This window comes from Bordetella genomosp. 4 (assembly GCF_002261185.1).
Taxonomy (GTDB): Bacteria; Pseudomonadota; Gammaproteobacteria; order Burkholderiales; family Burkholderiaceae_B; genus Bordetella_A.
Genome location: NZ_NEVQ01000001.1, coordinates 92,197 through 115,250 on the forward strand (window position 1 = coordinate 92,197; position 23,054 = coordinate 115,250).

Below are 23,054 nucleotides of genomic sequence, written 5' to 3' on the forward strand. Positions count from 1 at the left end.
GCCCCAGGTGATACGACTCCAGAAAACCCCTCTGTAAAGGGCACCCTGCCAGCAGGGGTTTCCTGGAAACGCAAAAGCCCGGGGACGGCAAACTGCGCTGTCCCCGGGCAGTTGACGCAAGGTTTTACTTGACTTCGACCTTGGCGCCAGCTTCTTCCAGCTTCTTCTTGGCAGCTTCGGCGTCAGCCTTGGCAATGCCTTCCTTGACGGGCTTCGGAGCGCCGTCGACCAGGTCTTTGGCTTCCTTCAGACCCAGGCCGGTCAATTCACGGACGGCCTTGATGACGCTCACCTTGTTGGCGCCGGCTTCAGCCAGCACAACGGTGAATTCGGTTTGCTCTTCAGCAGCAGCAGCAGCGCCACCAGCAGCGGGAGCAGCCACAGCCACAGCGGCGGCAGCAGCCGACACGCCAAACTTCTCTTCCATTTCCTTGATCAGCTCGGACAGTTCGAGCACGGTCATGCCAGCGATGGCGTCAAGGATTTCAGCTTTGTTAAGTGCCATTTTTCAGAACTCCAAAATTGGATAAATGCCAGGTTGGTTGTCGCTCGGTCGTTCAGCGAATTCCGTAAGGGGAGGCTTACGCCGCCGCCTTTTGATCGCGCACAGCGGCGAGGCCACGGGCGAACTTGGTCGGAACTTCGTTGAGCGTACGCACGAATTGCGCGATCGGGGCTTGCATGGTGCCCAGCAGTTTCGAGAGCAACTCTTCGCGCGAAGGCATGGTGGCCAAAGCCTTCACGCCGTCTTGGTTCAGCAAGTTGTTGGGCAATGCGCCCGCCTTGATGACCAGCTTGTCGTTGCTTTTCGCGAAACCAGCGAGGACCTTGGCCGCCGCTACCGGATCTTCGCTGATGCCATAGATCAGCGGACCGGTCAGCTGTTCGGACAACGGCTCGAAAGCCGTGCCGGTAACAGCACGACGGGCCAGCGTGTTTTTCAGAACACGCAGGTAAACGCCCGATTCACGCGCAGTTTTGCGCAGTACGGTGACAGAGGCGACGTCCAGACCACGATACTCGGCGATAACAATCGATTGGGCCTTGGCAACAGCAGCCGAGACTTCCTCGATTACTACCGCTTTCTCTTGACGATTGAGACTCACGGTTTGAACACTCCATCAAAAGACGCCTGGGGCCTTATGGCCTTACGCGTCAACCGAATGCGGCGCCTGGTTGAGTTCTTCGGGTAAAGAAATCTTCCTGGGGACGCCGTCTACGCTGGATCCAGACTCGTAGGTTCTGGGATTAAGCGGGACATCGACGATGCGGCTGTCGGTCCTGCTCCAGCGGTCTTTGACAGCAGCATCCAGCAAAATGCCGGATGCGGCCCAAAGTACGTTATGCCAGCAGCGATTAGGCTGCGAGCGAAGCTACTTCCACGCGAGCACCGCCGCCCATGGTGGACGAAACGGCGAGCTTGCGCAGGTAAATGCCCTTGGCAGCAGCGGGGCGAGCCTTTTGCAGGGCGTCGACCAGAGCGGCCAAGTTGGTTTGCAACTGTTCCACGCCGAACGAGGCGCGGCCGATGGTGGCGTGAATGATGCCAGCCTTGTCGGTACGGTACTGAACCTGACCAGCCTTGGCGTTCTTCACGGCGGTGGCGACATCAGGCGTCACGGTGCCGACCTTGGGGTTGGGCATCAAGCCACGGGGACCCAGGACTTGGCCCAGGGCGCCCACGACACGCATCGTGTCGGGCGAAGCGATGACCACGTCGAAATCGATCTGGCCACCCTTGATGCGCTCGGCCAGGTCGTCCAGGCCAACGATGTCAGCGCCAGCAGCGCGAGCTGCTTCGGCCTTGTCGCCTTGGGCGAACACGGCGACGCGCACGGACTTGCCGGTGCCTGCGGGCAATACGACCGAACCACGCACCAATTGGTCCGATTTTTTCGGGTCGATACCCAATTGAACAGCCACGTCGATGGACTCATCGAACTTGGCAGTAGCGGTTTCCTTGACCAGGGCCAGAGCTTCGCTGACCGGGTACAGCTTGGTGCGATCGATCTTTTGAGCGATGGCAGCGGCGCGTTTGGACAGTTTTGCCATGATTAGACCCCTTCAACCGTGATGCCCATGCTGCGGGCGCTACCAGCGATCGTGCGAACGGCGGCTTCCAGATCGGCCGCGGTCAGATCGGGTTCTTTGGTCTTGGCGATTTCTTCAGCCTGGGCGCGCGTCAGCGTACCGACCTTGTCGGTATGCGGCTTGGACGAACCCTTTTGAATGCCAGCAGCCTTCTTGATGAGGACCGTCGCAGGCGGGGTCTTCATGATGAAGGTGAAGCTCTTGTCCGCAAAAGCGGTGATCACCACCGGAATCGGCAGACCGGGCTCCATGCCTTGGGTCTTGGCGTTGAACGCCTTGCAGAATTCCATGATGTTCAGGCCACGCTGACCCAGAGCCGGGCCAATCGGGGGGGAGGGGTTTGCCTTACCAGCTGGGACTTGCAGCTTGATAAAGCCGACGATCTTCTTCGCCATGCTTTGCTCCTTACGGGTTCAAACGCCTGCTGCCATTGGCGGCGGGCTCCCCGGGGTTGAAAATCAGGTCTTTTCGACCTGGCTGAAATCGAGTTCGACGGGCGTCGCGCGACCAAAAATGGTGACGGACACACGGACTTTGCTCTTTTCGTAGTTGACTTCTTCGACGTTGCCGTTGAAGTCTGCAAACGGACCTTCTTTCACGCGAACCATCTCGCCAACCTCGAACAGGATCTTGGGGCGGGGTTTCTCGACGCCCTCTTCCATCTGGGAGAGGATCTTTTCGACTTCTTTTTCAGAAATCGGCGTGGGACGATTGCCCGAGCCACCCAAAAACCCGGTGACGCGGTTGGTGTTCTTCACCAAGTGCCAGGTTTCGTCGGTGAGGTCCATCTCGACCAGGACATAGCCCGGGAAAATGCGACGCTCAGTGATCGATTTTTGACCACCTTTGACTTCGACGACTTCTTCCGAAGGCACCAAAATACGACCAAACGACGTCTGCAAGCCTGCGCGCTCAATGCGCTCGTTCAAGGCTTTGTGGACGCTTTTTTCCATGCCTGAATACACATGGACGACATACCAGCGCTTACTCATTTGGCGTCCTTATTTCCAGCCCAGCAACAGGCCGTAGAGTATCCATTCGATGCCCTTGTCGAGCACCCACATCAACAACCCCATCACCGCGACAAAGGCAAACACGATGCCCGTCATCTGGGTGGTTTCCTTGCGCGAAGGCCAGGTAACCCGTTTGGCTTCGTTGAAGGACTCGCTGGCGAAACTGAGGGTGCGGCGACCAGGCTCACTGAACCAGGCGATCACAGCGGCGATCACCAATCCCCCGACAAATACGCCGATACGGGCGACCATAGGCTGTGCGCTCAGCACCGAGAAGCCCACGATGCCAGCAATGATAACGAGAACAGCCAACCCAAGCTTGATGCGGTCGGCGGTACTGGTTACGGTTTCTACGCTGGTATTAGACATTTTGCGACGCGAGCCGGCCGTAATGCGCGACTGGCGGTGATCTCCCGGCGAATTTAAGAGCGAGCGGGGTTGAAACAAACAGGGCCAAGTTGGTCACGAATGACTGCAAACGTGGCAGGGGCAGTAGGAATCGAACCTACAACCTTCGGTTTTGGAGACCGACGCTCTGCCAATTGAGCTATACCCCTATACTCTTGCGAGTGATGCATGGCAACTTGCGGAACCATACATAGTACTACTTTTTTGACAAACATGGGAAGCGGGCCCAAAAGGGCCAGCTTCCCGGTACTGATTACTGCGGACCTTAGGCGATGATCTTGGCGACGACGCCTGCGCCGACGGTACGGCCGCCTTCACGGATAGCGAAGCGCAGACCTTCTTCCATGGCGATCGGAGCCAGCAGCTTGACGGTCATCGACACGTTGTCGCCCGGCAACACCATTTCCTTGTCCTTGGGCAGGTCGATCGAGCCGGTCACGTCCGTCGTACGGAAGTAGAACTGCGGACGATAGCCGTTGAAGAACGGCGTGTGACGGCCACCTTCTTCCTTGGACAGAATGTACACCTCGGCGGTGAACTCCGTGTGCGGCGTGATCGAACCCGGCTTGGCCAGCACTTGGCCACGCTCGACGTCTTCACGCTTGGTGCCGCGCAGCAGAATACCCACGTTGTCGCCCGCTTGACCTTGGTCCAGCAGCTTGCGGAACATTTCCACGCCCGTGCACGTCGTCTTCACCGTCGGCTTGATGCCCACGATTTCGATTTCTTCGCCAACCTTGATGATGCCGCGCTCAACACGACCGGTCACCACCGTGCCACGACCCGAGATCGAGAACACGTCTTCCACAGGCATCAGGAACGCACCGTCAACCGCACGCTCAGGCGTCGGGATGTACGTGTCCAGCGCATCGGCCAACGCCAAAATCGCTTGCTCGCCCAGTTCGCCCTTGTCGCCTTCGAGCGCCAGCTTGGCCGAACCCTTGATGATCGGCGTGTCGTCGCCCGGGAAGTCGTACTTCGACAGCAACTCGCGTACTTCCATTTCCACCAGCTCGAGCAGCTCGGCGTCATCAACCATGTCGGCCTTGTTCAGGAACACGATGATGTACGGCACGCCTACCTGGCGGCTCAGCAGAATGTGCTCACGCGTCTGCGGCATCGGGCCGTCAGCGGCCGAGCACACCAGGATCGCGCCGTCCATCTGCGCCGCACCCGTAATCATGTTCTTGACGTAGTCGGCGTGACCCGGGCAGTCAACGTGCGCATAGTGACGGTTCTGCGTCTCGTATTCCACGTGTGCCGTGTTGATCGTGATACCACGCGCCTTCTCTTCCGGCGCCGCATCGATCTGGTCGTAGCCGCGGGCTTCGCCCCCGAACTTCGTCGACAGCACGGTCGTGATCGCCGCCGTCAACGTCGTTTTGCCGTGGTCAACGTGACCAATCGTACCCACGTTCACGTGCGGCTTGGTACGTTCAAACTTGCCTTTTGCCATGGCTGACTCCTGACCTGGATTGAAGCTTCTGACTAAGAAGAGAAGAAAAAATTTGTGGTGCCCATGACGCGGATCGAACGCGTGACCTCTCCCTTACCAAGGGAGTGCTCTACCACTGAGCCACATGGGCAGCTTGGAGCGGGTGAAGGGAATCGAACCCTCGTCGTAAGCTTGGAAGGCTTCTGCTCTACCATTGAGCTACACCCGCGGGCTACCTTTCACCACTCTTCCCACATTTGCTACACCCTGCCGCGCGATCAATCGCAAAACAGCGGGGCTTTACATCAAGAATCCAGGCAGCCCGCCTGGATTCAGAATATGGGTCTCTGGTGGAGGAGATTGGATTCGAACCAATGTAGGCGCAAGGCCAACAGATTTACAGTCTGCCCCCTTTAACCACTCGGGCACCCCTCCAGCGGAGAACTTGAGATTATGGACACTTTTAAATTGAAAGTCAAATGCGACGAGGGTTTTTTCGTATATCCAAGAATTTTTTTGCCGCCGACCGCCTGAAGGCAAAAAAAAAAGCGCCCCTGCGACGGGGTCCGGACACAGGCCATCCGTTGTGAATTGCCTGGCGCCAGGAGAATCCCAGCGTTGTGCATGCCGCGAGGTGGACGAGCTGGCCCGAGGCGCTTGTCGCACGTCAGGCTCAGTACCGATCGAAAAACGCTTGCAGCTCGGTCGGATTTGCGGAAACCAACAAACCCAGCATCAACAGGATACGAGCTTTCTGAGGGCTGAGTTCGCCAGCAGCAATAAAACCTGCAGCGTCGTCATCGACCTCGACGTTGCGCCCCACTCGGCCGGTGCCCGTTCGGCTCGCACGGACGACGGCCACACCTTGAGCTGCAGCGCGCTGTAAGGCTCGCATTGCTATGTCGGTCGCATTGCCATCGCCCACGCCAGCCAACACCAGGCCTTGCGCTTTCGTGGCGAGGAAGTCGATTAGATCGCTGCCCATATCCACACCCGCATGGACAACGTCGACACGAGGCCAAGTCACGGCATTGAGCATTTCAATCGAAAACTCGCTCGCCGTGCCGTACACCGTATCGTTGCGGGAAAAAAACTGAGCGTGCGTACCGCGCATCATTCCCGCCCTGCCCCGATTCGGCGAGGCAAAGGCATTCACCCCTGCACACGCAACCTTTTGGACCTCGCGCGCATAGTGAATGTCTTCGTTCATCACTACCAGCGGCCCGCGCCCGCGCGCCGCTTCACATCCAGCCAGGGCCACCGCGTGAAACAGGTTCGCAGGTCCATCGGCGCCTGGCGCGGTAGCGGGACGCATTGCGCCGACCAGTACCAAGGGCTTGTCGTGCCGAATCACCAGACTGAGAAAGTAGGCGGTTTCCTCTAGCGTATCCGTGCCGTGAGTCACGACGATACCGTCGACAGAAGAGTCCTGGCATAGGGAATCGATGCGCTGCGCCAGTGTGGCCCAGACGGCATAGGTCATATTCTGGCTGCCCACGCTGGCAACCTGCTCTGCCTGTATCTCCGCCAACTGAGCCAGGCCTGGCACGGCGTCTAACAGTCGCTCGACCCCCAAAGCGCCAGCCTGATAGGCATGCGAAGCCGTGTCCGCCTGGGCGCCGGCGATCGTCCCGCCCGTCGCCAATACCGCGATGACCGGCAACCGGCGGTCAGGCATCCAGGACTCCGGATAGCCCTTGACGCTCCAGCAGGGAATTCAGGTGTTCCCAGCCATGAAAATCGATGACGAGTTGACCTTTTTCACGGGCCCCGACTTTCAGTGCGACGCGCGTACCCAGCTGATCGGAGAGAGCTTCTTCGAGCCGCGTCACATCGCGCGAGGCGCCGTTGCCTTTTTTTCGAGCGGTGGCATCGACATCTTTGGCGGCTTTCGCGACGAGTTTTTCGGCCTCTCGTACAGATAGGCGCTTGGCAATAATGAGGTTGGCCAGTTGAATCTGCATCGCGGCTTCGACCGCCAACAGCGCTCGAGCATGCCCCATATCAATGTCGCCGGCCAACAGCATGGTTTGCACCGGCGCGGCCAGGTTCAGCAAGCGCAGCAAATTACTGGTCGCGGAACGCGAACGGCCGATAGCCGTTGCAGCCTGCTCATGGGTGAGACCAAACTCATCGAGCAAACGGCGTACGCCGTGGGCTTCTTCGAGTGGGTTGAGGTCTTCGCGCTGAATGTTTTCGATGAGCGCCATCACGGCGGCGTTTTCATCGGCGACCTCGCGCACCAGGACCGGGACCTCTTTCAAGCCCGCCAATTGCGCGGCACGAAAACGGCGCTCGCCCGCAATGATTTCGTAATGCCCGGGATCGTCGTTGAGTGCGCGCACCAGAATGGGTTGCATGATCCCTTGCGTGCGAATGGACTCAGCCAATTCGTTCAACGCGCCTTCGTCCATGCGAGTACGCGGCTGATACTTGCCCGCGCGCATTTTTCCAACGAGCAATGTCGTCGGAGGTCCCTCTACCTGCTTGACGGCTTCAGCCGTCTTTTTGGCGAAGGTATCGATCGCGGGCCCGTCTGCGCCGAGCAGGGCGTCCAGCCCGCGACCCAGACCTTTGGGTTTTTTGGTGGCCATGTCGAAAAATCCTTTTTACAACTTGCTATGCCTGCTGTGGATATCTTGTACGCTGCATAGATGGCGCAAGCTCAAGCATGTCTTGACGCGCAAACGGGAACAATACGCCCGATCACCACCATCTTGAACGTGTGGATAACCCCAGCACGGCATGATGAGTAGCCATGAAAAGATCAATCCATGGCTTCGACGCGTTTGACCATCTCGGCGCCGAAAGAAATATAAGCTTGAGCGCCACGTGAGGCCTTGTCATACACAACCCCCGGCAAACCATAGCTGGGAGCTTCGGCAAGACGTACGTTGCGCGGAATCACGGTAGTGAATACTTTATCCCCAAAATGGGATTCCAGCTGTGCGGAAACTTGTTGTTGTAAAGTCATCCGCGGATCGAACATTACCCGCAACAAACCGATAAAGCTCAAGTCTTCGTTGATGTTGCGATGCACTCGCTTGATGGTGTTGACCAGATCGGACAGACCTTCGAGAGCAAAATACTCGCACTGCATCGGAATGATCACGCCATGCGCAGCGGCCAGGCCGTTCAAGGTCAACAACGACAGCGTAGGCGGACAATCAATCAGCACAAAATCATATTGCGACGCGACGGCGCCAATTGCCGCTTTCAACTGTCGCTCGCGCGCCTCCATGTTGACGAGATCGATCTCGGCGCCGGATAGTTCGCGGTTAGCAGGCAGCACGTCGTAGCCGCCCGCATCAGAACGCACGCGGGCCTGTTCGATCGATGCGTCGCCGATCAACACATCGTATAGCGTGGACTGCAGCGTGCTCTTGTCGATGCCGCTACCCATGGTGGCATTGCCTTGCGGATCCAGATCTATCAACAGCACCCGTTTGCCATGTGTGGCCAATCCCGCGGCCAGGTTGATGGCTGTCGTGGTTTTGCCAACGCCACCCTTTTGGTTGGCGATACAAAACACGCGTGTAGGACGTGTGCTAGACGTTTTGGTGTTCATAGAGTTCCTTGACTACGACGCATCCAGATCAGGCAGCGTTGTGCATCCAGCTGAGGCACTTGCAGCGCCTGGATATGTTCGACGTGCCATTCGCCCTGTTGATGCAAGGCTTGAATTTCATCTTCGGGGACCTTCCCCTTCATGCCAACGAGGGTACCATCGATGCGCACGTGGCGGCCGGCCAGCGACGCAAAATCGTTAAGAGAAGCAAACGCGCGCGAAATGACGATATCGCATTGCGCGGGCGCGAGGGCTTCGACGCGTCCATGTACGGCACGTAAATTGGAAAGAGACAACACACCCGACATCTGACGCACAAATGCCATCTTTTTTTCCACGGCATCCACACAACTGATCTGCCATGCGGGCAACATGATCGCTAATACAACACCAGGCAGCCCGCCGCCCGAGCCGATGTCGTATACCTTGGTGGGACTGGCAGGATCGCACATACGGGCCAAAGGATTAACGACACTTAGGCTATCGAACAAATGCTGCACCAGCATTTGTTCAGGGTCGCGAATGGCAGTCAGGTTGTAGGTACGATTCCAACGCTGCATCTGTGCCAGATACGTCAGCAACTGATCCGTTTGTGCAGCGGTGATCGACAAGCCCAGGCTATCGCCAGCTTGCGTCAGGCGCTGTGCCAGATTGACCTCAGACGCGGGGCTCATGCGGCTTGCTTGCGCGTGCCGTAATGCAAACGCTTTAGATGGATGAGCAATAGTGAGATTGCTGCAGGCGTGACACCGGAAATACGCGCGGCTTGCCCAATGGTTTCGGGACGGTGCGTTTTGAGTTTCTGGCGAACTTCGAACGACAAGCTGCTGACAGCGTCGTAATCCATGTCCGCCGGAATACGTTGCTGTTCGTGCGACAAATGCTTTTGTACTTCGTCTTGTTGCCTGGCGATATAGCCCGCGTACTTGACCTGGATTTCGACTTGTTCGGCCAGGATGTCGTCGTCGGACACGCCAGGGCCGGCCAACAGTGAACCGTCGGTATTACGAGCCGCCATAAGGGTGGCATAAGACACGGTGGGTCGTTTCAACAGATCTGATAGTGAGTACTCACGTTCAATTGCTTTGCCTAGCAATGGCTCTGCCGCCTCGGCAGGAAAATTGCGAGGAGTGACCCAGGTTGATTTCAGTCGCTCAATTTCCGCGGCTACTGCATCGCGCTTGCGGCTGAAGGCATCCCAGCGAATATCATCGACCAGACCTAATTTACGGCCGATTTCAGTCAATCGCAGATCTGCGTTGTCTTCTCGCAAGCTCAAACGATATTCAGCGCGAGAGGTGAACATGCGATAGGGCTCTGTCACGCCTCGCGTCACGAGATCATCAACCAACACGCCCAAGTACGCTTCGTCACGACGAGGCGTCCACTGCTCTCTTTCTAACGAACGCAACGCCGCATTCGCACCCGCTAATAGGCCTTGCGCAGCGGCCTCTTCGTAACCTGTTGTGCCGTTGATCTGGCCGGCGAAATACAGGCCCTCGATGGCCTTGGTTTCCAATGTTGATTTCAATCCACGAGGATCGAAGTAGTCGTACTCGATCGCATAACCGGGACGCAGAATATGTGCATTTTCCAAGCCGGGCAAGGAATGGATCAAATCCCATTGAACGTCGAATGGCAGACTGGTGGATACGCCGTTGGGATAGACCTCGTGGGTATCCAGGCCCTCGGGCTCGAGGAAAACCTGGTGCGATGCCTTGTCGGCAAAACGATGGATTTTGTCCTCGATGGAAGGACAGTACCGTGGTCCTATGCCCTCGATGACGCCACTGTACATTGGTGAGCGATCGAGTCCCGCACGGATGATGTCGTGCGTACGGGAGTTGGTATGAGTGATCCAGCACGGCAGCTGACGCGGGTGCATGGACGTGTTGCCCAAAAAGGAAAATACTGGGATCGGATCGAGGTCGCCGGGCTGTTCTTCGAGGACGCTGTAATCAATGGTGCGGCCATCGATACGAGGAGGCGTTCCGGTTTTCAACCGTCCTTGGGGAAGCTTCAATTCTTTTAAGCGCTGGCCCAATGAGATCGCGGGCGGGTCGCCGGCACGGCCACCGGAGTAGTTTTCCAGGCCTACGTGAATCAAGCCATTGAGGAAGGTGCCGGCAGTCAGGACGACGCTGCGGGCGCGGAACTTCAATCCGATCTGGGTGACGGCGCCTACCACTCGATCGCCTTCAACCATGAGGTCGTCGACGGCCTGCTGGAAGAGCCACAGGTTCGGTTGGTTTTCTAAACGATGACGAATAGCTTTGCGGTACAACACCCGATCGGCTTGCGCTCTAGTTGCGCGGACGGCAGGGCCTTTTGAGCCATTCAAAATACGAAACTGAATTCCCGCCTCGTCAGTGGCGATGGCCATCGCTCCGCCCAGAGCATCGACCTCTTTGACCAAGTGTCCTTTGCCTATTCCGCCGATCGACGGGTTGCAGGACATTTGACCAAGGGTCTCGATGTTGTGGGTCAACAATAGCGTCTTGGCGCCAATGCGGGCAGCTGCCAACGCAGCCTCAGTGCCGGCATGGCCGCCACCGACGACAATCACGTCAAATTCGCGCGGGTAATTCATGATGGGGGGATGGGAGAAAGAGCTTGTTAGGTTCCATTATAAAGGGGACCTTGGGGATGTTTCACGTGAAACATTGGGGAAGTTGCAACGGGTGGCATCTTTTTGGCTTTTAGGGAGTGTGGGGCGGTGTGTTTCACGTGAAACATATGATGGGGTTGTTGTTCCTGGTATGGGCGAAGTAGGTTCTTTTGGCGGTGAGGTGGGGGAATGGAGAGGGAGGGGCTTCACGTGGTCGGTCGGCCGCCTGCGCGTCCGACACCGCTTCGTCAACCTCGTCGCTACGCTCCTTCGGTTTCCCTCGCTCGACCACGAGGCGCCCCTCCCTCTCCATTCCCCCACCTCACCTCACAGAATCTTGGATCGCTGCATTGCTGGGACGACTATTTTGCTTAGGCTTCGTAGGGGAGAACGTGCCAGAGAGAAGGAGTTTGCCGGGCTGTTATCCGCGGGCGCCTACGGGCGCGCCCGCCGATAACGATCGGGAGTCGATCAGTTGAAGGGAGGTGTGGCGGCACTTCGGGAATGTTTCACGTGGAACATAGCTAGAATTGCCGCGAAGCTCTGGAGTACCGAGAAAGGACTACCCCTTGCTGTTCATGAGATTTAGCGATCATGAGACAACGCCTGGCACTATGTTGTGGTGCGGATTTAACCGCGCGTGTGGCCTACTCCGCGGCGAATATGTCCCGTAAAACCAAGATAACGGCGGACCAGCGCGCTAGTCGCATCTTCGAATAGCGAATGTTTCACGTGAAACACGGGGACGTTATATTCGCGAAGCGATAGATCCCAAGACAGCACCTCTCGTTTTCTTAGCTCTATGTCGGCATACAGATGGGTTCTGCTGTTTCACGTGGAACGTCAATCAATATGGCGAAAAGGGTTTTGCACGGCGGGAGGGGTGCCATCGGTACGAGTACATTTTGAGTCCTAATGCCCCATCAGCTCGCTATGAGTGGCATCTGCAACGCCGGTATCGGTACTTTTCGCAGAAGGATAGCTGTCCATCCGGGCAACATCAGACGGCATCTCACCCTATATGGAACCCGTGCGAAGGGTGCCTGCATTTCGACAGAAGCTTAATAAATGCCCTCGGCCTAGAAGATGCCCCTTTTCCGAAAGAAATCAACGGCAAATACTGGACAGGAAGAGCCTAATCGCGACAATCGCTGCGGCAGAAGAACCCACGTTTATGGCTGTCCCTTAGTACATACTGGTTTATTACGTCCAGATATCTGGCAAATCATTCCCCATAATCCATACTCAGTGCTGGTATTGGTCAAGAAATTAGGCAGAGCCGGAGCGCTTCCCAACGGTTGGGCCGGCTCATTGGTGCGCTGTTTCACGTGGAACAATCCACGAGAGCGGAACGAGGGTCGCAGTGCTTAACCTCCGGATGAATGCGGAGCTCCCCCTGCCCTCTGTCTCTCTATTGACTCCCGGGCCTAAGTAGCCTGTATTAACGACATGACGAGCCACACATAGCACATCGAGCAAACGCCCAAGCCACAGACAGTGATAGGCAGCATCACCGCAAACTACCCGGGCCAGCGCCCAGAGCGGAGCAAGATGCCACAGCCGATATCGAGAGCTACGATCACAATGCTATACACCACCAGAGAAGCACTCGCGCCACTCTCAACCCCCGTCCTCGATACCGAACCACGCCCAGGATCGCATATCCTTCCGCAAAACACACGCATCATCCGCCTCCGAGCCAGCCCTCCCCAGGGGCAACTACAGGCCCCAGAACTCGCCACAGCACCCGCTTAGGCCCCCGCTAAGCAGTCCTAGTCCATTGCATAGTGCCTTGCCTGATCCCCTGCGTGATCCTTTGCCTAATCCCGTGCCTAGTCCTCTGCCAGTCTCCTGTCTGGTCCCCTGCTTGGTTCCTGCCTAGTCCCTTATCTAGGTTCTTGCCTAGCTCCTTATCTGTGCCTCGCGTAGCCCGTTGCCTAGCGTGTTGCCCAGCTCGTACCTAACCTTCCAATCCCTCTTCATGCCGCTTTCCCACGCCTCTACCGGCTAAGACCCATCTCAAAGTTAATCCAATTAACTCGTCAAGATCCCGCACCACCTCACAGTTGTCCGCGCCCGAGTTTTCCAATTGCTAGGGTTGGGCGCGCCCGTAGGCGCCCAACCCTAGCAACCCTGCAAGATATTCCTCCTTGCCTCACCTCCTCCTACGAAGCCTAAGCAAGACAGTCCCGCCGCCGGTGTGGCAGCACGAGATAACGCGAGTTGGGTGGGGGTGGAAGCCGTGTGGGGGCGCTTCGTGGCCGAGCGAGGGAAACCGAAGGAGCGCAGCGACGAGGTTGACGAAGCGGTGTCGGACGCGCAGGCGTCTGACCGGCCGCGTGAAGCCCCCACACGGCTTCCACCCCCACTCAACGCCAGAAGAACTCTTATCCACACGCGACAAACACCTCCCACCCGCACACAGCCCACGAACCGCATCCGAACAACTATCCACACCCTCTTCCCCACAACCCCACTCACTAAACGTTATCCACAAACCCCCACCGCACACGAAACCCGAAACTACTCACCCCCTGTTTCACATGAAACTCCCCTCCACAACTTTTCCACAAGCCCAATCTCCACCTCCAGCCTTCCTCGTCAGCCCGGTGGATATCTTTGCGACATCAAAGAAATAAAAAAGCCGAGTTGAATAACTCGGCCTCTTATTCGAAAACAAACTCTCATCAAAACACCGGAACCATCCTTCCGACCCTGATAATCACAACTCTATCCACAAATAATCTCGCCCCTTAGAAAACCCAAAATCCCATAAAAAACCCTCACATAACCCCTGGGGATATCTTTGTGAACAACTGAGCTTTCGCCCCCCGAATTCTCATCATGCGACCTACGAAAATATTGGCCTTGATGGAACCTTTCCCGTGAACTCGTCACAGGCTTGCCGCCTTAACCCTTGAAAAACCACGCAAAAATGCCCCGGCGTGAATAAACCGAATAACAATCAGCCTCGATAGCCAGATCACTATGGGTCAAGATATCTATATAGTATTTCTGTGCAAAACCCAGATTTCGCGCCAGTGAGGCCCCCTATCGCTCCAAACTCCCCCAATGCCGGACGAGGGCCTTATCCACAAACTTATTCCCAATATTATCCACAGACCATAGCCCCACAGTTATCCCGGCCAGTCAGCTTGCTGAGCGCAGTTTCACCCGTACAAATGCGACAACGCCCCGGAGCCATACAGCCACGGGGCGTTGCAGCCAGGCAAAACCTGGCTCACGGGAAAAGCGGGATTTCCCGAATTAAAGCGGGCGAATCTCGGCCGCTTGAGGTCCTTTCGGACCATCCTTGACTTCGAACTCCACTTCCTGGCCTTCGTTCAGGCTGCGATAACCGCGTCCCTGAATAGCCGAGAAATGTGCGAATACATCCGTACCGCCAGCGTCCGGCGTAATAAAGCCGAAACCCTTATCGGCGTTGAACCATTTGACTTTGCCCTTCTGAACCATTTGTATAGCGTCCCGATAATAAAAATGAATGCTAGTGAATCAAGGACGCCGACTAGAAATAGGCCCGTACAACGCTTGAATCAACTGCGAGACTTAGCATACTCACGCATCTTTGACGAAACAAATAGTTGTTTACCCGTATGTCGCATTTTTTCCATATCGCCGTTGAGGCAATATATCGGTCATAAATCGGGACTAATCAAAACCGCATTCTCGAGTTAATGGGATACTTGCCCGTTCGCTTTTTATTTCACCCCTAGCTGCATTATTGCCATGATCCGATCCAAATTGCCTGATGTGGGCACCACCATTTTCACCGTCATGAGCCGGTTGGCTATCGAGCATCAAGCCATTAATCTCGGACAAGGTTTTCCCGATTTCGACCCGGATGCCCGTTTATGTGATTTGGTGTCGCGCGCCATGGCCGCAGGGCACAATCAGTATCCCTACATGCCTGGCGTAGCACCATTACGCCAGGCTATTGCAGAAAAGACGCTGGCCCTCTATGGCCACCGCTACGATCCCGAAACCGAGATTACCGTCACCAGTGGCGCGACTGAAGCCTTGATGGCTACCGTATTGGCGGCCGTCAACAGCGGTGATGAGGTCGTTGTCATCGAGCCCTGCTACGACTCGTATTTGCCGGCCATCCGTTTGGCCGGCGGCACGGCGGTACCGGTACCCTTGCGTGCACCGACAGAGGCTGACCCGTATTACCGCATCGACTGGCAACGCGTGCGTGATGCCATCACCTCTCGTACTCGTCTGTTGATGTTGAACTTCCCCCACAACCCCACAGGCGCGGTACTCGAGGAAAGCGACCTCGATGCCCTGGAGAGCATTGTCCGGGATACCGGTGTCCTGCTGCTATCAGACGAAGTCTACGAACACATTGTGTTTGACGGGAAACCGCACGCCAGCCTAGCCACTCGGCCGCTGCTGGCCGAGCACGCATTTGTCATTTCTTCGTTCGGCAAGACCTATCACACCACCGGCTGGAAAATCGGCTATTGCTGCGCGCCGCGCCAGCTCAGTGCCGAGCTGCGCAAAGTCCACCAGTTCATGGTCTTTACCGTATCGTCGCCCATGCAGTTTGCATTGGCGGAATTCATGCAGGATCCCAAGCCGTACACCGACCTGCCAGCGTTTTACCAGGCCAAACGGGACCGCTTGACGGCTGGCTTGGCTAATACCCGGTTCAAGCCCTTGCCGAGCCCGGGGACATTTTTCATGTTGGCGGACTACAGCGAGATTTCGAAACAGTCCGAGGCAGATTTCGCTCGAGATCTGACCATGCAGCACGGCGTCACCGTGATCCCGGTGTCTGCCTTTTATCAACACCCCGACGCAGAGGCGTCTAATCATCGCCTGGTGCGCTTTTGTTTCGCCAAGAAGGATTCGACCCTGGATCAGGCGATTGAGCGCCTAGCGGGCGTCTAAATCAGTTTACGCACGAGTGGGCGGGTTGAGGACACCGCGTAGTGATACTGCGGTCCAAAAAATGGGGTCAGAAGAGAGACGCTCTTCTGACCCCATTTTATTTATCGCCTCAGGCGCTTGCTTGTTCCAATTTGCGGCGCTGACGCAATTTGCGCAGCGACTGCGGAACCACTACAACTGCAATCGCGGCGATCCAAAGTCCGATCGACACGGGGCTCTGGTAAAGCACGGCGACGTCGCCATTCGTGATCGACAAAGCCCGGCGCAGATTCTGCTCCATCATGTCGCCAAGTACGACCCCCAGGACCAATGGTGCCATCGGCACGCCGAACTTGCGCAGGAAATAACCAATCGTACCGATGCCGACCACCATCAACAGATCAAAAGTGCCGGAGTTGATCGCATAGACACCGATGAAGCTGATACTGAGGATGCCTGGCACCATCAGCCAACCAGGGACGGACAGCACCTTGGAGAACACACGGACCATCGGCACGTTCATAACGAACAACAATACGTTGGCGATGAACAGCGAAGCAATCAGGCCCCACACCAGTTCAGGCTTGGTGTCGAACAGCACCGGACCCGGCGTGATGTTGTAGAGCGTCAGTGCCCCCATCATGACAGCCGTCGTACCCGATCCAGGGACACCCAGCGTCAACATCGGCACAAAGGAGCCGATCGCCGAAGCCGTCGCAGCGGATTCCGGCGCCACCAGACCGCGCATGTCGCCCTTGCCGAACTTGGCATCGGGATCTTTGTTTTCGATGATGCGTTTTTCTTGGGAGTAAGCCACGGCAGCGGCAACGCTCGCGCCAGCACCAGGCAATACTCCCACACCGAAGCCCACCAACGAGCTACGGACGATGCTCCACCACGTGAACGCCAACTCTTTCAGATTGAATAGCTTGCGACCGCTGGGTTTGACCTCGACGCTATGCCCGGCCACGACTTTTTCCAGCATCTCCAGCATCTCGGCCACGGCAAACAGCGCGATCACCACCACTACGAAATCGATGCCATCAGCCAGATGCACCGAGTCGAAGGTGTAGCGATACACACCCGAGTTTGAATCCACGCCGATCACTGCAATGCCTAAACCTATCATCGCCGCCAACACGCCTTTGATGGGTTGTTTACCCAACAGACTCGTCAAGCAGCAGAATGCGAAAACCATCAGCACGAAGTATTCGGCAGGACCGAATGCCAATGCCCATTTGGCCAGCATCGGGGCCAGCAAAATGATGCCCGTCACGGAAACGATCGCCCCGACAAATGCCGAGCAGGCAGACAACGACAATGCGACGTTGGCCAACCCTTGACGCGCCAAGGGATAACCGTCCAGCGTCGTCATGATGGCGCTGGCTTCGCCAGGCACGTTCAACAGAATCGATGTAATACGTCCACCGTATTCGGCTCCCACATACACCGCAGCCAGCAGAATCAACGCGGTTTCCGGCGGTAGATTCATGGCGAACGCAATCGGAATCAGCATCGCGACGCCATTGATGGGTCCCAGACCTGGCAAGACCCCCACCATTGTGCCGATGAAAGAACCGATGGCTGCGACCAACAAGTTGGTCAACGAAAACGCGACGCCAAAACCAATGGATAAATGATCGACGATGCCGCTCATAGCAGATCTCCCAGCAGACCGGCCGGCAAGACAACGTCCAGCGCTCTGTCAAACAAGAAATAGAAGAAAACGCCCATAATCACGCCGCCGGTCACGCATTTCAGCCACGCGCCGCCAAACAGGCGACCGACATAGACCGTCATCAACGCTGTCGCGATGATGAAACCCAGCCACTGAAACAGGAATGCATAAGCAGCCGCGCCGAGCACCATCAATGCAATGCGTGAGTTGGCGCCGGGAGGATTAGCTTCGACAGGGTTGCCCCCTTTGATCGCCAGACGCAGCCCGCACAAGCCGATCATCAAGGCAATTAGCATCGGGAAAGCGCGTGGCCCGACAGGCTCGTAAGCGAAAGGTGCTTCGATATCCCAGCCGGCCCATGTCATGAAGGCAGCCAGGACCAGGGCGCAAATGCCCAGAGTTCGATCAGTCATGATCTCGTTTCCTGAAATCGACGCGCCGGTGTTCATGCGAGGCATGGATGGCGATCACGGCGGCGCAAAACAGGGCGCCGAATCTCGACGCCCCCAATACCTCCAAGCGCGCCCTCGGCTTGCTGCTGCCTTGGGCGGTCCGGCGGCAAAAACTACGGGTTGCGTTTTACTTTTTGATCAGGCCGAATCCATCAGCCAGTTCTTGGTACTTTTGTACTTGTTCTTTGACGTAGGCATCCAACTCGGCACCGGTCTTTTGGAACGGGAACAGGCCTTGTTGATCGCGCAGCTTGGCGTATTCGGGCGCGCTCATCATCTTGTTGAACGCGTCAACCCAGAACTGGTAGTCCTTGTCGGAAACTTTAGGACCGACATAGAAGCCACGGATGATGGGCCACGTAATGTCGTAGCCCTGCTCTTTTGCCGTGGGAACGGTGTTGAGTTTGCCGGGCAGGCGTTCGTCGTTGAACACTGCCAGCACGCGGATCGGCGCGCCGCCTTCCAGCATGGTGAAGGCTTCCGCAGCGTCACCCATGTATGCCTGGATATGGCCGCCGCGCAGTGCCGTTACGGCCTCGCCACCGCCTTCGAAGGCAACGAAACGCATTTTGCGGAAATCTACGCCCGCGGCTTTGGCCGTCAGTGCAGCTTTCATCCAATCCTGGCTGCCTACGGTACCGCCTGCGCCCAGCACGATCTTGGTCGGATCCTGCTTGAAGGCTTCCATCAGGCTCTTCAGATCCTTATAGGGAGAATCATCGCGTACGACGGCTACACCGTAGTCAGTGCCGATCCCCGCCAGCCAACGCACGTCATTGACGTTGTACTTGCCGAACTTGCCTTGCGCCAGGTTCAGCAGCGAACCGCCCGAGAACGCCACGATGCTGCCGGGCTCATCGGGATGTTGTGCGACCACGTTGTTGTAGGCCACCGCGCCGATGCCGCCGGGCATGTAGACGATACGCATGGCGGATTTCAGTGCACCGCTCTGCTTCAGGCCTTCGGTAGCCAAACGGCAGGTCAGGTCAAAGCCGCCGCCAGGCTGGGCGGGAGCAATACATTCGGGCCGACGAGGTTCGTCGGCAGCGTGGGCAGTTGCCATACCCAAAGCCAGGGCACATGCCCCAAATGCCGCGGCCACGCGGGCTTTCAAAAAGAGTTGCATCGTGCGGTCTCCGTGAATCGCTTTTTAGATGTCATCGTGAGCCGACCATGCCCACAAAACGGGACCATGGCCAACGGATCGCAACCGTACCCAATCCGGCCTTTCCGGAACCTTTCAATTTCCCGCAATTTCGTGCCGCAATGCAGCATTTGGGAAAGAACCTAGGGTAAACACTAATGCGGCGCGCAGTCCGGGCTGCGGTTGCCGGTTCTCCAGCACGAATCGGCCGCCATGAATTTCCACAATCGTTCCGACGATAGCCAGCCCCAAACCCGCCCCCGGCTTGTTTTTGCCTGCGGCGCCGCGACGGAAACGCACACTGGCCTGGGAAATGTCCGCCGATGACATTCCAGGACCGCTGTCTTCCACTGTCACCCGGGCATAGCGCTCATCTGCGTAGACGCGCACGGTGACCTGACTGGCCGGCGCCGTATAGCGGATGGCGTTATCGATCAGATTGCTGAGGGCTTCACGCAGCAACCAGTCAATGCCCTGGATACGCACGGGCAGACTCGAGGCTTCAAGCCCCAGATCCAGCTGACGGGCCCTAGCGGCAGGTAGCAGCGTGCGGATGACATTCTGGGCGATATCGACCAGGTCGACTTCCTCGGGGACCAGGCCAGCCTCGCTCAGCGACGCGTTTTTAGCGCGTGCCAGCGCCAGCATCTGGTTTGTGGTGCGCACTGCCCGATCCAGGCCCTCTTGCATGGCAAGCAGCGCGGTACGTATTTCAGTCGGATCGGTTTCCCGGAGCGCATAAGCCGTCTGGGTCCGCAAAACGGACAGGGGCGTGCGCAATTGGTGTGAAGCGTCGTCCAGGAACTGCCGCTGGACCCTCGCCTGAGCCGTAAAACGGCTCATGTGGAGATTTACGGCGTCGACCAAGGGGGCGACCTCACTTGGGATGTCCGGAGCGTCTACGGGGCTTAAATCGTCTGCTGAACGTTTATCCACATCCTGGCGTAATCGCTCGAGTGGGCGAACTGCCCGGAAAACACTCCAGACCACGACTAACACCACGATGAGGATCACCACGATGTCGCGCTCGAGCGCGCGTAATAGCGACTGATTCAGGAAGTTTTCACGCGTTTCCAGGGATTCGGCGACTTGTACGATCACCCTGCCTCCACGGTTGTTGTACAGCGGGGGATCCATCGGTCTGGCCAGGGCCGCAACACGCAGCGATAGGCCTTGATATTGCGCGTCAAAAAACTGCGGCTGCCCTGAAATCAGGGGCTTATCCGGCAAAGGCAGGTCCTGGTTGCCGATCTCTGCCAACCCGTCTTCCGTGGCAATACGGTAATACACATTGCCGTTGGCAGTGAGCTCGAAAAATTCGAGCATCAAATAAGGCTGTTCGAGACTTAGTCCACCGCTGGCTGTGGATATGTTGTGGTCGATAGAACGCAGCGCTCCTGCAAGAGCACGGTCATATGCCTGGTCTACCTGGTTGCGCAGTTGATAGTTTGACAGCCACAAAGCTATCAACATGATGAAAACCAAGGCCGGAATCAACCACCACAACAACAACGATTTCAGCGTGCGATGGCGAGGCCTAAGTTTCAAGAATCGCCTCCAGGCAGTATCCCATTCCCCTCAGGGTCACGATTTGTACGCCGGTATCGGCGAGTTTTTTACGCAACCTGTGCACAAGTACTTCGATGGCTTCCAGGTTGATATCCGAATCGTCTGTTTGAATGCGATCCAGGATTTGCTGTTTGTTGATAGGTTCGCCGCTGCGTTGGATAAGTACGCGTAACACAGAATGTTCACGGGGTGATAACTGCAACGGTTGACCGCGCACGGTAAATCGCTGTGCAGAAGTATCCAGCACCAGATCACCAAGCGCCAGCCGAGGGTGTTCCCGTCCACGACTGCGGCGGATCAATGCAATCAACCGTGCCTCGAGTTCCTCGAGCACAAACGGTTTGGGCAAAAAATCATCAGCTCCCTCGTGCAAGGTATCGACGCGCTCGGCCAGCGAGTCGCGTGCCGTCAATACGAGAACAGGAGTCCGGTCGTCGCGAGCTCGGATTTTGGCCAGCAAGGTATGGCCATCCATACCGGGCAGGCCGAGATCCAAAATCACTGCATCGAATTCTTCCACAGCCAGCCGTCTTTCGGCGACCAGGCCGTCGTCAGCCCATTCAACAACAAAACCGGCATGCCGGGCCAGGCTGCGGGACAACCACCGAGCCAATTCGGATTCGTCTTCTATGAGGAGGATACGCATAGCTTATTTTTGCACCGCTGGGCGCTGGTGGGAGTGCATGTTTGTTTTTCTCTTTTCTTTTTCTTTATATAAAGACTAATGATTAATAGAGTCTGTGGATAACTGCATCAACTCAAAAAAGCCATTCTATTTCATGAACTTGTAGCGGTTTTTGGCTGTGTAGCAGTTCTGTGTAGCGCTGCGGACCAAGTTGAACAACTTTTGGGGCTGCGCCAAAAAAGCCAGCTTGTTCAATTTACGTCCACACGCTGTGCACAGTCCCGCTTTCTAGAGGTTATCCACAGGGTGTTTTGGGGGCAGACGGGCTTCTGTGGATATGGTGTGAATACTTACTTTTCCGAGATTTCGGTCTTCTGAAAATTTGAGAGCAAGAATGGGATGTCTTGCGCCCAAATTCGGATTTACAGTGGGATATCAGCCTTGAATGGCGGTTTTTCTGGGTGACCTAATGTCGAATTCGTCCAATCCAAGCGATATAGAGTTGTACACGACCGACCAGGCGCGTTGGGGAGCAGTGCAGAACCGAGATCCCGTGGCGGATGGATATTTCGTCTATGCCGTGCGTACTACTGGGGTGTACTGCCGGCCCAGCAGCTCGGCACGATTGCCCCGTCGTGAGAACGTGCTGTTTTTTGATACCCCTGAAGCCGCCGAGGCGGCTGGGTTCCGCCCCAGCCGGCGGGCAAGTGCAGATCGCTCTGCGGCCGCCAGCCGTCGGGCGGCCCTGGTTGCCCAGGCATGTCGCCAGATCGAAACAGCGGAGACACCTCCGAGCCTGGAAGCGCTGGCTACGCAGGCAGGCGTCAGCATTTTTCACTTTCATCGCCTGTTCAAGGCAGAGACGGGACTTAGCCCAAAGGCATACGCCGATGCACTTCGTGCCAAACGGCTGCGTGACGAATTAGCGGGGGCGCCGACCATCACCCAAGCGATTTATGAGGCGGGATTCAATTCCAATAGCCGGTTCTACGAAGCATCCGATCGCCTGTTGGGGATGCGTCCAAAAGACTATAAGTCAGGCGGGGCCAATACCGACATACGTTTTGCCGTAGGTGAATGCTCACTAGGAGCAATTTTGGTAGCTCGCAGCCAGCGAGGAATCTGCGCGATCTGGCTGGGCGATGACCCCGATCAGCTGGTGCGGGATCTACAGGACCGTTTTCCATTTGCTCGACTAAGCGGGGATGACCCTGAGTTCGAACAGTGGGTAGCGCAAGTCGTGGGATTTGTAGAGGCGCCTGGTGTGGGGTTGAATCTGCCGCTCGATGTTCGTGGAACGGCGTTTCAACAACGTGTTTGGCAAGCGCTGCGAGACCTCGCGCCGGGCGCCATGGTCAGTTATGCGGAAATCGCACATCGCATCGGAGCCCCCAAGGCTGTGCGAGCCGTAGCCCAGGCGTGCGGCGCCAATCAATTGGCGGTGGCGATTCCCTGTCATCGTGTGGTCAGGCGTGATGGGGACATTTCGGGATATCGCTGGGGCGTGGCACGCAAGCGCGAGCTGCTGCAGCGCGAGTCTGAGGCGGCTGTGTTGGACGACTGAAATTGC

General features: G+C 56.9%; 20 protein-coding genes and 4 tRNA genes. 2 read left to right on the plus strand and 22 right to left on the minus strand.

Going from position 1 to position 23,054, the window contains the following annotated elements; genetic code table 11:
- Positions 1 to 124: 124 nt before the first annotated feature.
- The 17 genes from rplL to CAL20_RS00530 all read right to left on the minus strand — a co-directional run bounded on the left by rplL (position 125) and on the right by CAL20_RS00530 (position 14,597).
- Positions 125 to 505 (minus strand): 50S ribosomal protein L7/L12, encoded by a 381-nt coding sequence (gene rplL, locus CAL20_RS00445; protein ID WP_094823944.1) that lies wholly within the window; start codon positions 503 to 505, stop codon positions 125 to 127.
- Between the two features lie 76 nt (positions 506 to 581).
- Entirely contained in the window at positions 582 to 1,106 is a 525-nt protein-coding gene (rplJ, locus tag CAL20_RS00450; protein WP_094823945.1) for a 50S ribosomal protein L10, read from the minus strand.
- Between the two features lie 250 nt (positions 1,107 to 1,356).
- On the minus strand, positions 1,357 to 2,052 hold the full coding sequence (gene rplA, locus CAL20_RS00455; protein ID WP_094823946.1) for a 50S ribosomal protein L1: 696 nt from the start codon (positions 2,050 to 2,052) through the stop codon (positions 1,357 to 1,359).
- Between the two features lie 2 nt (positions 2,053 to 2,054).
- A complete protein-coding gene (gene rplK / locus CAL20_RS00460) occupies positions 2,055 to 2,486 on the minus strand; it encodes a 50S ribosomal protein L11 (RefSeq protein WP_094823947.1) in 432 nt (143 codons plus the stop codon).
- Positions 2,487 to 2,549: 63 nt separating this feature from the next.
- Positions 2,550 to 3,083 carry a transcription termination/antitermination protein NusG gene (gene nusG / locus CAL20_RS00465; RefSeq protein ID WP_006389586.1) on the minus strand — a complete coding sequence of 178 codons (534 nt, stop codon included), beginning with the start codon at positions 3,081 to 3,083 and terminating at the stop codon, positions 2,550 to 2,552.
- Positions 3,084 to 3,092: 9 nt separating this feature from the next.
- The gene (gene secE / locus CAL20_RS00470; RefSeq protein WP_094823948.1) at positions 3,093 to 3,473 is read right to left on the minus strand and encodes a preprotein translocase subunit SecE; all 381 of its coding nucleotides are present in this window, start codon (positions 3,471 to 3,473) and stop codon (positions 3,093 to 3,095) included.
- Between the two features lie 112 nt (positions 3,474 to 3,585).
- Positions 3,586 to 3,661, minus strand: a tRNA-Trp gene (locus CAL20_RS00475).
- A gap of 116 nt (positions 3,662 to 3,777) precedes the next feature.
- Positions 3,778 to 4,968 (minus strand): elongation factor Tu, encoded by a 1,191-nt coding sequence (gene tuf / locus CAL20_RS00480; RefSeq protein WP_094823934.1) that lies wholly within the window; start codon positions 4,966 to 4,968, stop codon positions 3,778 to 3,780.
- Between the two features lie 55 nt (positions 4,969 to 5,023).
- Positions 5,024 to 5,098: transfer RNA gene (locus CAL20_RS00485), tRNA-Thr, on the minus strand.
- Positions 5,099 to 5,102: 4 nt separating this feature from the next.
- Positions 5,103 to 5,176, minus strand: a tRNA-Gly gene (locus tag CAL20_RS00490).
- Positions 5,177 to 5,295: 119 nt separating this feature from the next.
- A tRNA-Tyr gene (locus CAL20_RS00495) sits at positions 5,296 to 5,382 on the minus strand.
- A gap of 238 nt (positions 5,383 to 5,620) precedes the next feature.
- A complete protein-coding gene (locus CAL20_RS00500; RefSeq protein ID WP_094836950.1) occupies positions 5,621 to 6,625 on the minus strand; it encodes an asparaginase in 1,005 nt (334 codons plus the stop codon).
- Positions 6,618 to 7,541 carry a ParB/RepB/Spo0J family partition protein gene (locus CAL20_RS00505; RefSeq protein ID WP_094823950.1) on the minus strand — a complete coding sequence of 308 codons (924 nt, stop codon included), beginning with the start codon at positions 7,539 to 7,541 and terminating at the stop codon, positions 6,618 to 6,620. Before CAL20_RS00505 ends, CAL20_RS00500 begins: the two co-directional genes overlap by 8 nt.
- 173 nt (positions 7,542 to 7,714) lie before the next feature.
- A complete protein-coding gene (locus CAL20_RS00510) occupies positions 7,715 to 8,515 on the minus strand; it encodes a ParA family protein (protein WP_094823951.1) in 801 nt (266 codons plus the stop codon).
- On the minus strand, positions 8,512 to 9,189 hold the full coding sequence (rsmG, locus tag CAL20_RS00515) for a 16S rRNA (guanine(527)-N(7))-methyltransferase RsmG (protein WP_094823952.1): 678 nt from the start codon (positions 9,187 to 9,189) through the stop codon (positions 8,512 to 8,514). The genes CAL20_RS00510 and rsmG overlap by 4 nt, the downstream gene beginning before the upstream one ends.
- Positions 9,186 to 11,105, minus strand: a complete 1,920-nt coding sequence (mnmG, locus tag CAL20_RS00520) for a tRNA uridine-5-carboxymethylaminomethyl(34) synthesis enzyme MnmG (protein ID WP_094823953.1) — start codon at positions 11,103 to 11,105, stop codon at positions 9,186 to 9,188. Before mnmG ends, rsmG begins: the two co-directional genes overlap by 4 nt.
- A 3,285-nt stretch (positions 11,106 to 14,390) precedes the next feature.
- Positions 14,391 to 14,597: a cold-shock protein gene (locus CAL20_RS00530; protein ID WP_094823955.1), complete on the minus strand. Its 207-nt coding sequence runs from the start codon at positions 14,595 to 14,597 to the stop codon at positions 14,391 to 14,393.
- Between the two features lie 273 nt (positions 14,598 to 14,870).
- Between CAL20_RS00530 and CAL20_RS00535 the strand changes: the two genes are divergently transcribed.
- Positions 14,871 to 16,037 carry a pyridoxal phosphate-dependent aminotransferase gene (locus CAL20_RS00535; protein WP_094823956.1) on the plus strand — a complete coding sequence of 389 codons (1,167 nt, stop codon included), beginning with the start codon at positions 14,871 to 14,873 and terminating at the stop codon, positions 16,035 to 16,037.
- A gap of 109 nt (positions 16,038 to 16,146) precedes the next feature.
- Here CAL20_RS00535 and CAL20_RS00540 read toward each other — a convergent pair whose 3' ends face one another.
- From CAL20_RS00540 to CAL20_RS00560, 5 genes are all read right to left on the minus strand, one after another.
- Positions 16,147 to 17,673, minus strand: a complete 1,527-nt coding sequence (locus CAL20_RS00540) for a tripartite tricarboxylate transporter permease (RefSeq protein ID WP_094823957.1) — start codon at positions 17,671 to 17,673, stop codon at positions 16,147 to 16,149.
- Positions 17,670 to 18,107 (minus strand): tripartite tricarboxylate transporter TctB family protein, encoded by a 438-nt coding sequence (locus tag CAL20_RS00545; RefSeq protein ID WP_094823958.1) that lies wholly within the window; start codon positions 18,105 to 18,107, stop codon positions 17,670 to 17,672. Before CAL20_RS00545 ends, CAL20_RS00540 begins: the two co-directional genes overlap by 4 nt.
- Positions 18,108 to 18,273: 166 nt before the next feature.
- The gene (locus tag CAL20_RS00550) at positions 18,274 to 19,272 is read right to left on the minus strand and encodes a Bug family tripartite tricarboxylate transporter substrate binding protein (RefSeq protein ID WP_094823959.1); all 999 of its coding nucleotides are present in this window, start codon (positions 19,270 to 19,272) and stop codon (positions 18,274 to 18,276) included.
- Between the two features lie 114 nt (positions 19,273 to 19,386).
- Positions 19,387 to 20,802: a sensor histidine kinase gene (locus tag CAL20_RS00555; protein WP_094823960.1), complete on the minus strand. Its 1,416-nt coding sequence runs from the start codon at positions 20,800 to 20,802 to the stop codon at positions 19,387 to 19,389.
- 25 nt (positions 20,803 to 20,827) lie between these two features.
- A complete protein-coding gene (locus CAL20_RS00560) occupies positions 20,828 to 21,505 on the minus strand; it encodes a response regulator (protein ID WP_094823961.1) in 678 nt (225 codons plus the stop codon).
- 448 nt (positions 21,506 to 21,953) lie between these two features.
- Here CAL20_RS00560 and ada point away from each other — a divergent pair, with 448 nt between their 5' ends.
- Complete coding sequence (gene ada, locus CAL20_RS00565; RefSeq protein ID WP_094823962.1) at positions 21,954 to 23,048, plus strand: bifunctional DNA-binding transcriptional regulator/O6-methylguanine-DNA methyltransferase Ada; 1,095 nt, start codon at positions 21,954 to 21,956, stop codon at positions 23,046 to 23,048.
- Positions 23,049 to 23,054 lie beyond the last annotated feature (6 nt).

What these genes read in the sequence shown, in the direction of transcription:
- rplL (WP_094823944.1), bottom strand. Translation starts at nt 505, where the DNA reads ATGGCACTTAACAAAGCTGAAATCCTTGACGCCATCGCTGGCATGACC.
- rplA (WP_094823946.1), bottom strand. Translation starts at nt 2,052, where the DNA reads ATGGCAAAACTGTCCAAACGCGCCGCTGCCATCGCTCAAAAGATCGAT.
- rplK (WP_094823947.1), bottom strand. Translation starts at nt 2,486, where the DNA reads ATGGCGAAGAAGATCGTCGGCTTTATCAAGCTGCAAGTCCCAGCTGGT.
- nusG (WP_006389586.1), bottom strand. Translation starts at nt 3,083, where the DNA reads ATGAGTAAGCGCTGGTATGTCGTCCATGTGTATTCAGGCATGGAAAAA.
- secE (WP_094823948.1), bottom strand. Translation starts at nt 3,473, where the DNA reads ATGTCTAATACCAGCGTAGAAACCGTAACCAGTACCGCCGACCGCATC.
- tuf (WP_094823934.1), bottom strand. Translation starts at nt 4,968, where the DNA reads ATGGCAAAAGGCAAGTTTGAACGTACCAAGCCGCACGTGAACGTGGGT.
- CAL20_RS00500 (WP_094836950.1), bottom strand. Translation starts at nt 6,625, where the DNA reads ATGCCTGACCGCCGGTTGCCGGTCATCGCGGTATTGGCGACGGGCGGG.
- CAL20_RS00505 (WP_094823950.1), bottom strand. Translation starts at nt 7,541, where the DNA reads ATGGCCACCAAAAAACCCAAAGGTCTGGGTCGCGGGCTGGACGCCCTG.
- CAL20_RS00510 (WP_094823951.1), bottom strand. Translation starts at nt 8,515, where the DNA reads ATGAACACCAAAACGTCTAGCACACGTCCTACACGCGTGTTTTGTATC.
- rsmG (WP_094823952.1), bottom strand. Translation starts at nt 9,189, where the DNA reads ATGAGCCCCGCGTCTGAGGTCAATCTGGCACAGCGCCTGACGCAAGCT.
- mnmG (WP_094823953.1), bottom strand. Translation starts at nt 11,105, where the DNA reads ATGAATTACCCGCGCGAATTTGACGTGATTGTCGTCGGTGGCGGCCAT.
- CAL20_RS00530 (WP_094823955.1), bottom strand. Translation starts at nt 14,597, where the DNA reads ATGGTTCAGAAGGGCAAAGTCAAATGGTTCAACGCCGATAAGGGTTTC.
- CAL20_RS00535 (WP_094823956.1), top strand. Translation starts at nt 14,871, where the DNA reads ATGATCCGATCCAAATTGCCTGATGTGGGCACCACCATTTTCACCGTC.
- CAL20_RS00540 (WP_094823957.1), bottom strand. Translation starts at nt 17,673, where the DNA reads ATGAGCGGCATCGTCGATCATTTATCCATTGGTTTTGGCGTCGCGTTT.
- CAL20_RS00545 (WP_094823958.1), bottom strand. Translation starts at nt 18,107, where the DNA reads ATGACTGATCGAACTCTGGGCATTTGCGCCCTGGTCCTGGCTGCCTTC.
- CAL20_RS00550 (WP_094823959.1), bottom strand. Translation starts at nt 19,272, where the DNA reads ATGCAACTCTTTTTGAAAGCCCGCGTGGCCGCGGCATTTGGGGCATGT.
- CAL20_RS00560 (WP_094823961.1), bottom strand. Translation starts at nt 21,505, where the DNA reads ATGCGTATCCTCCTCATAGAAGACGAATCCGAATTGGCTCGGTGGTTG.
- ada (WP_094823962.1), top strand. Translation starts at nt 21,954, where the DNA reads ATGTCGAATTCGTCCAATCCAAGCGATATAGAGTTGTACACGACCGAC.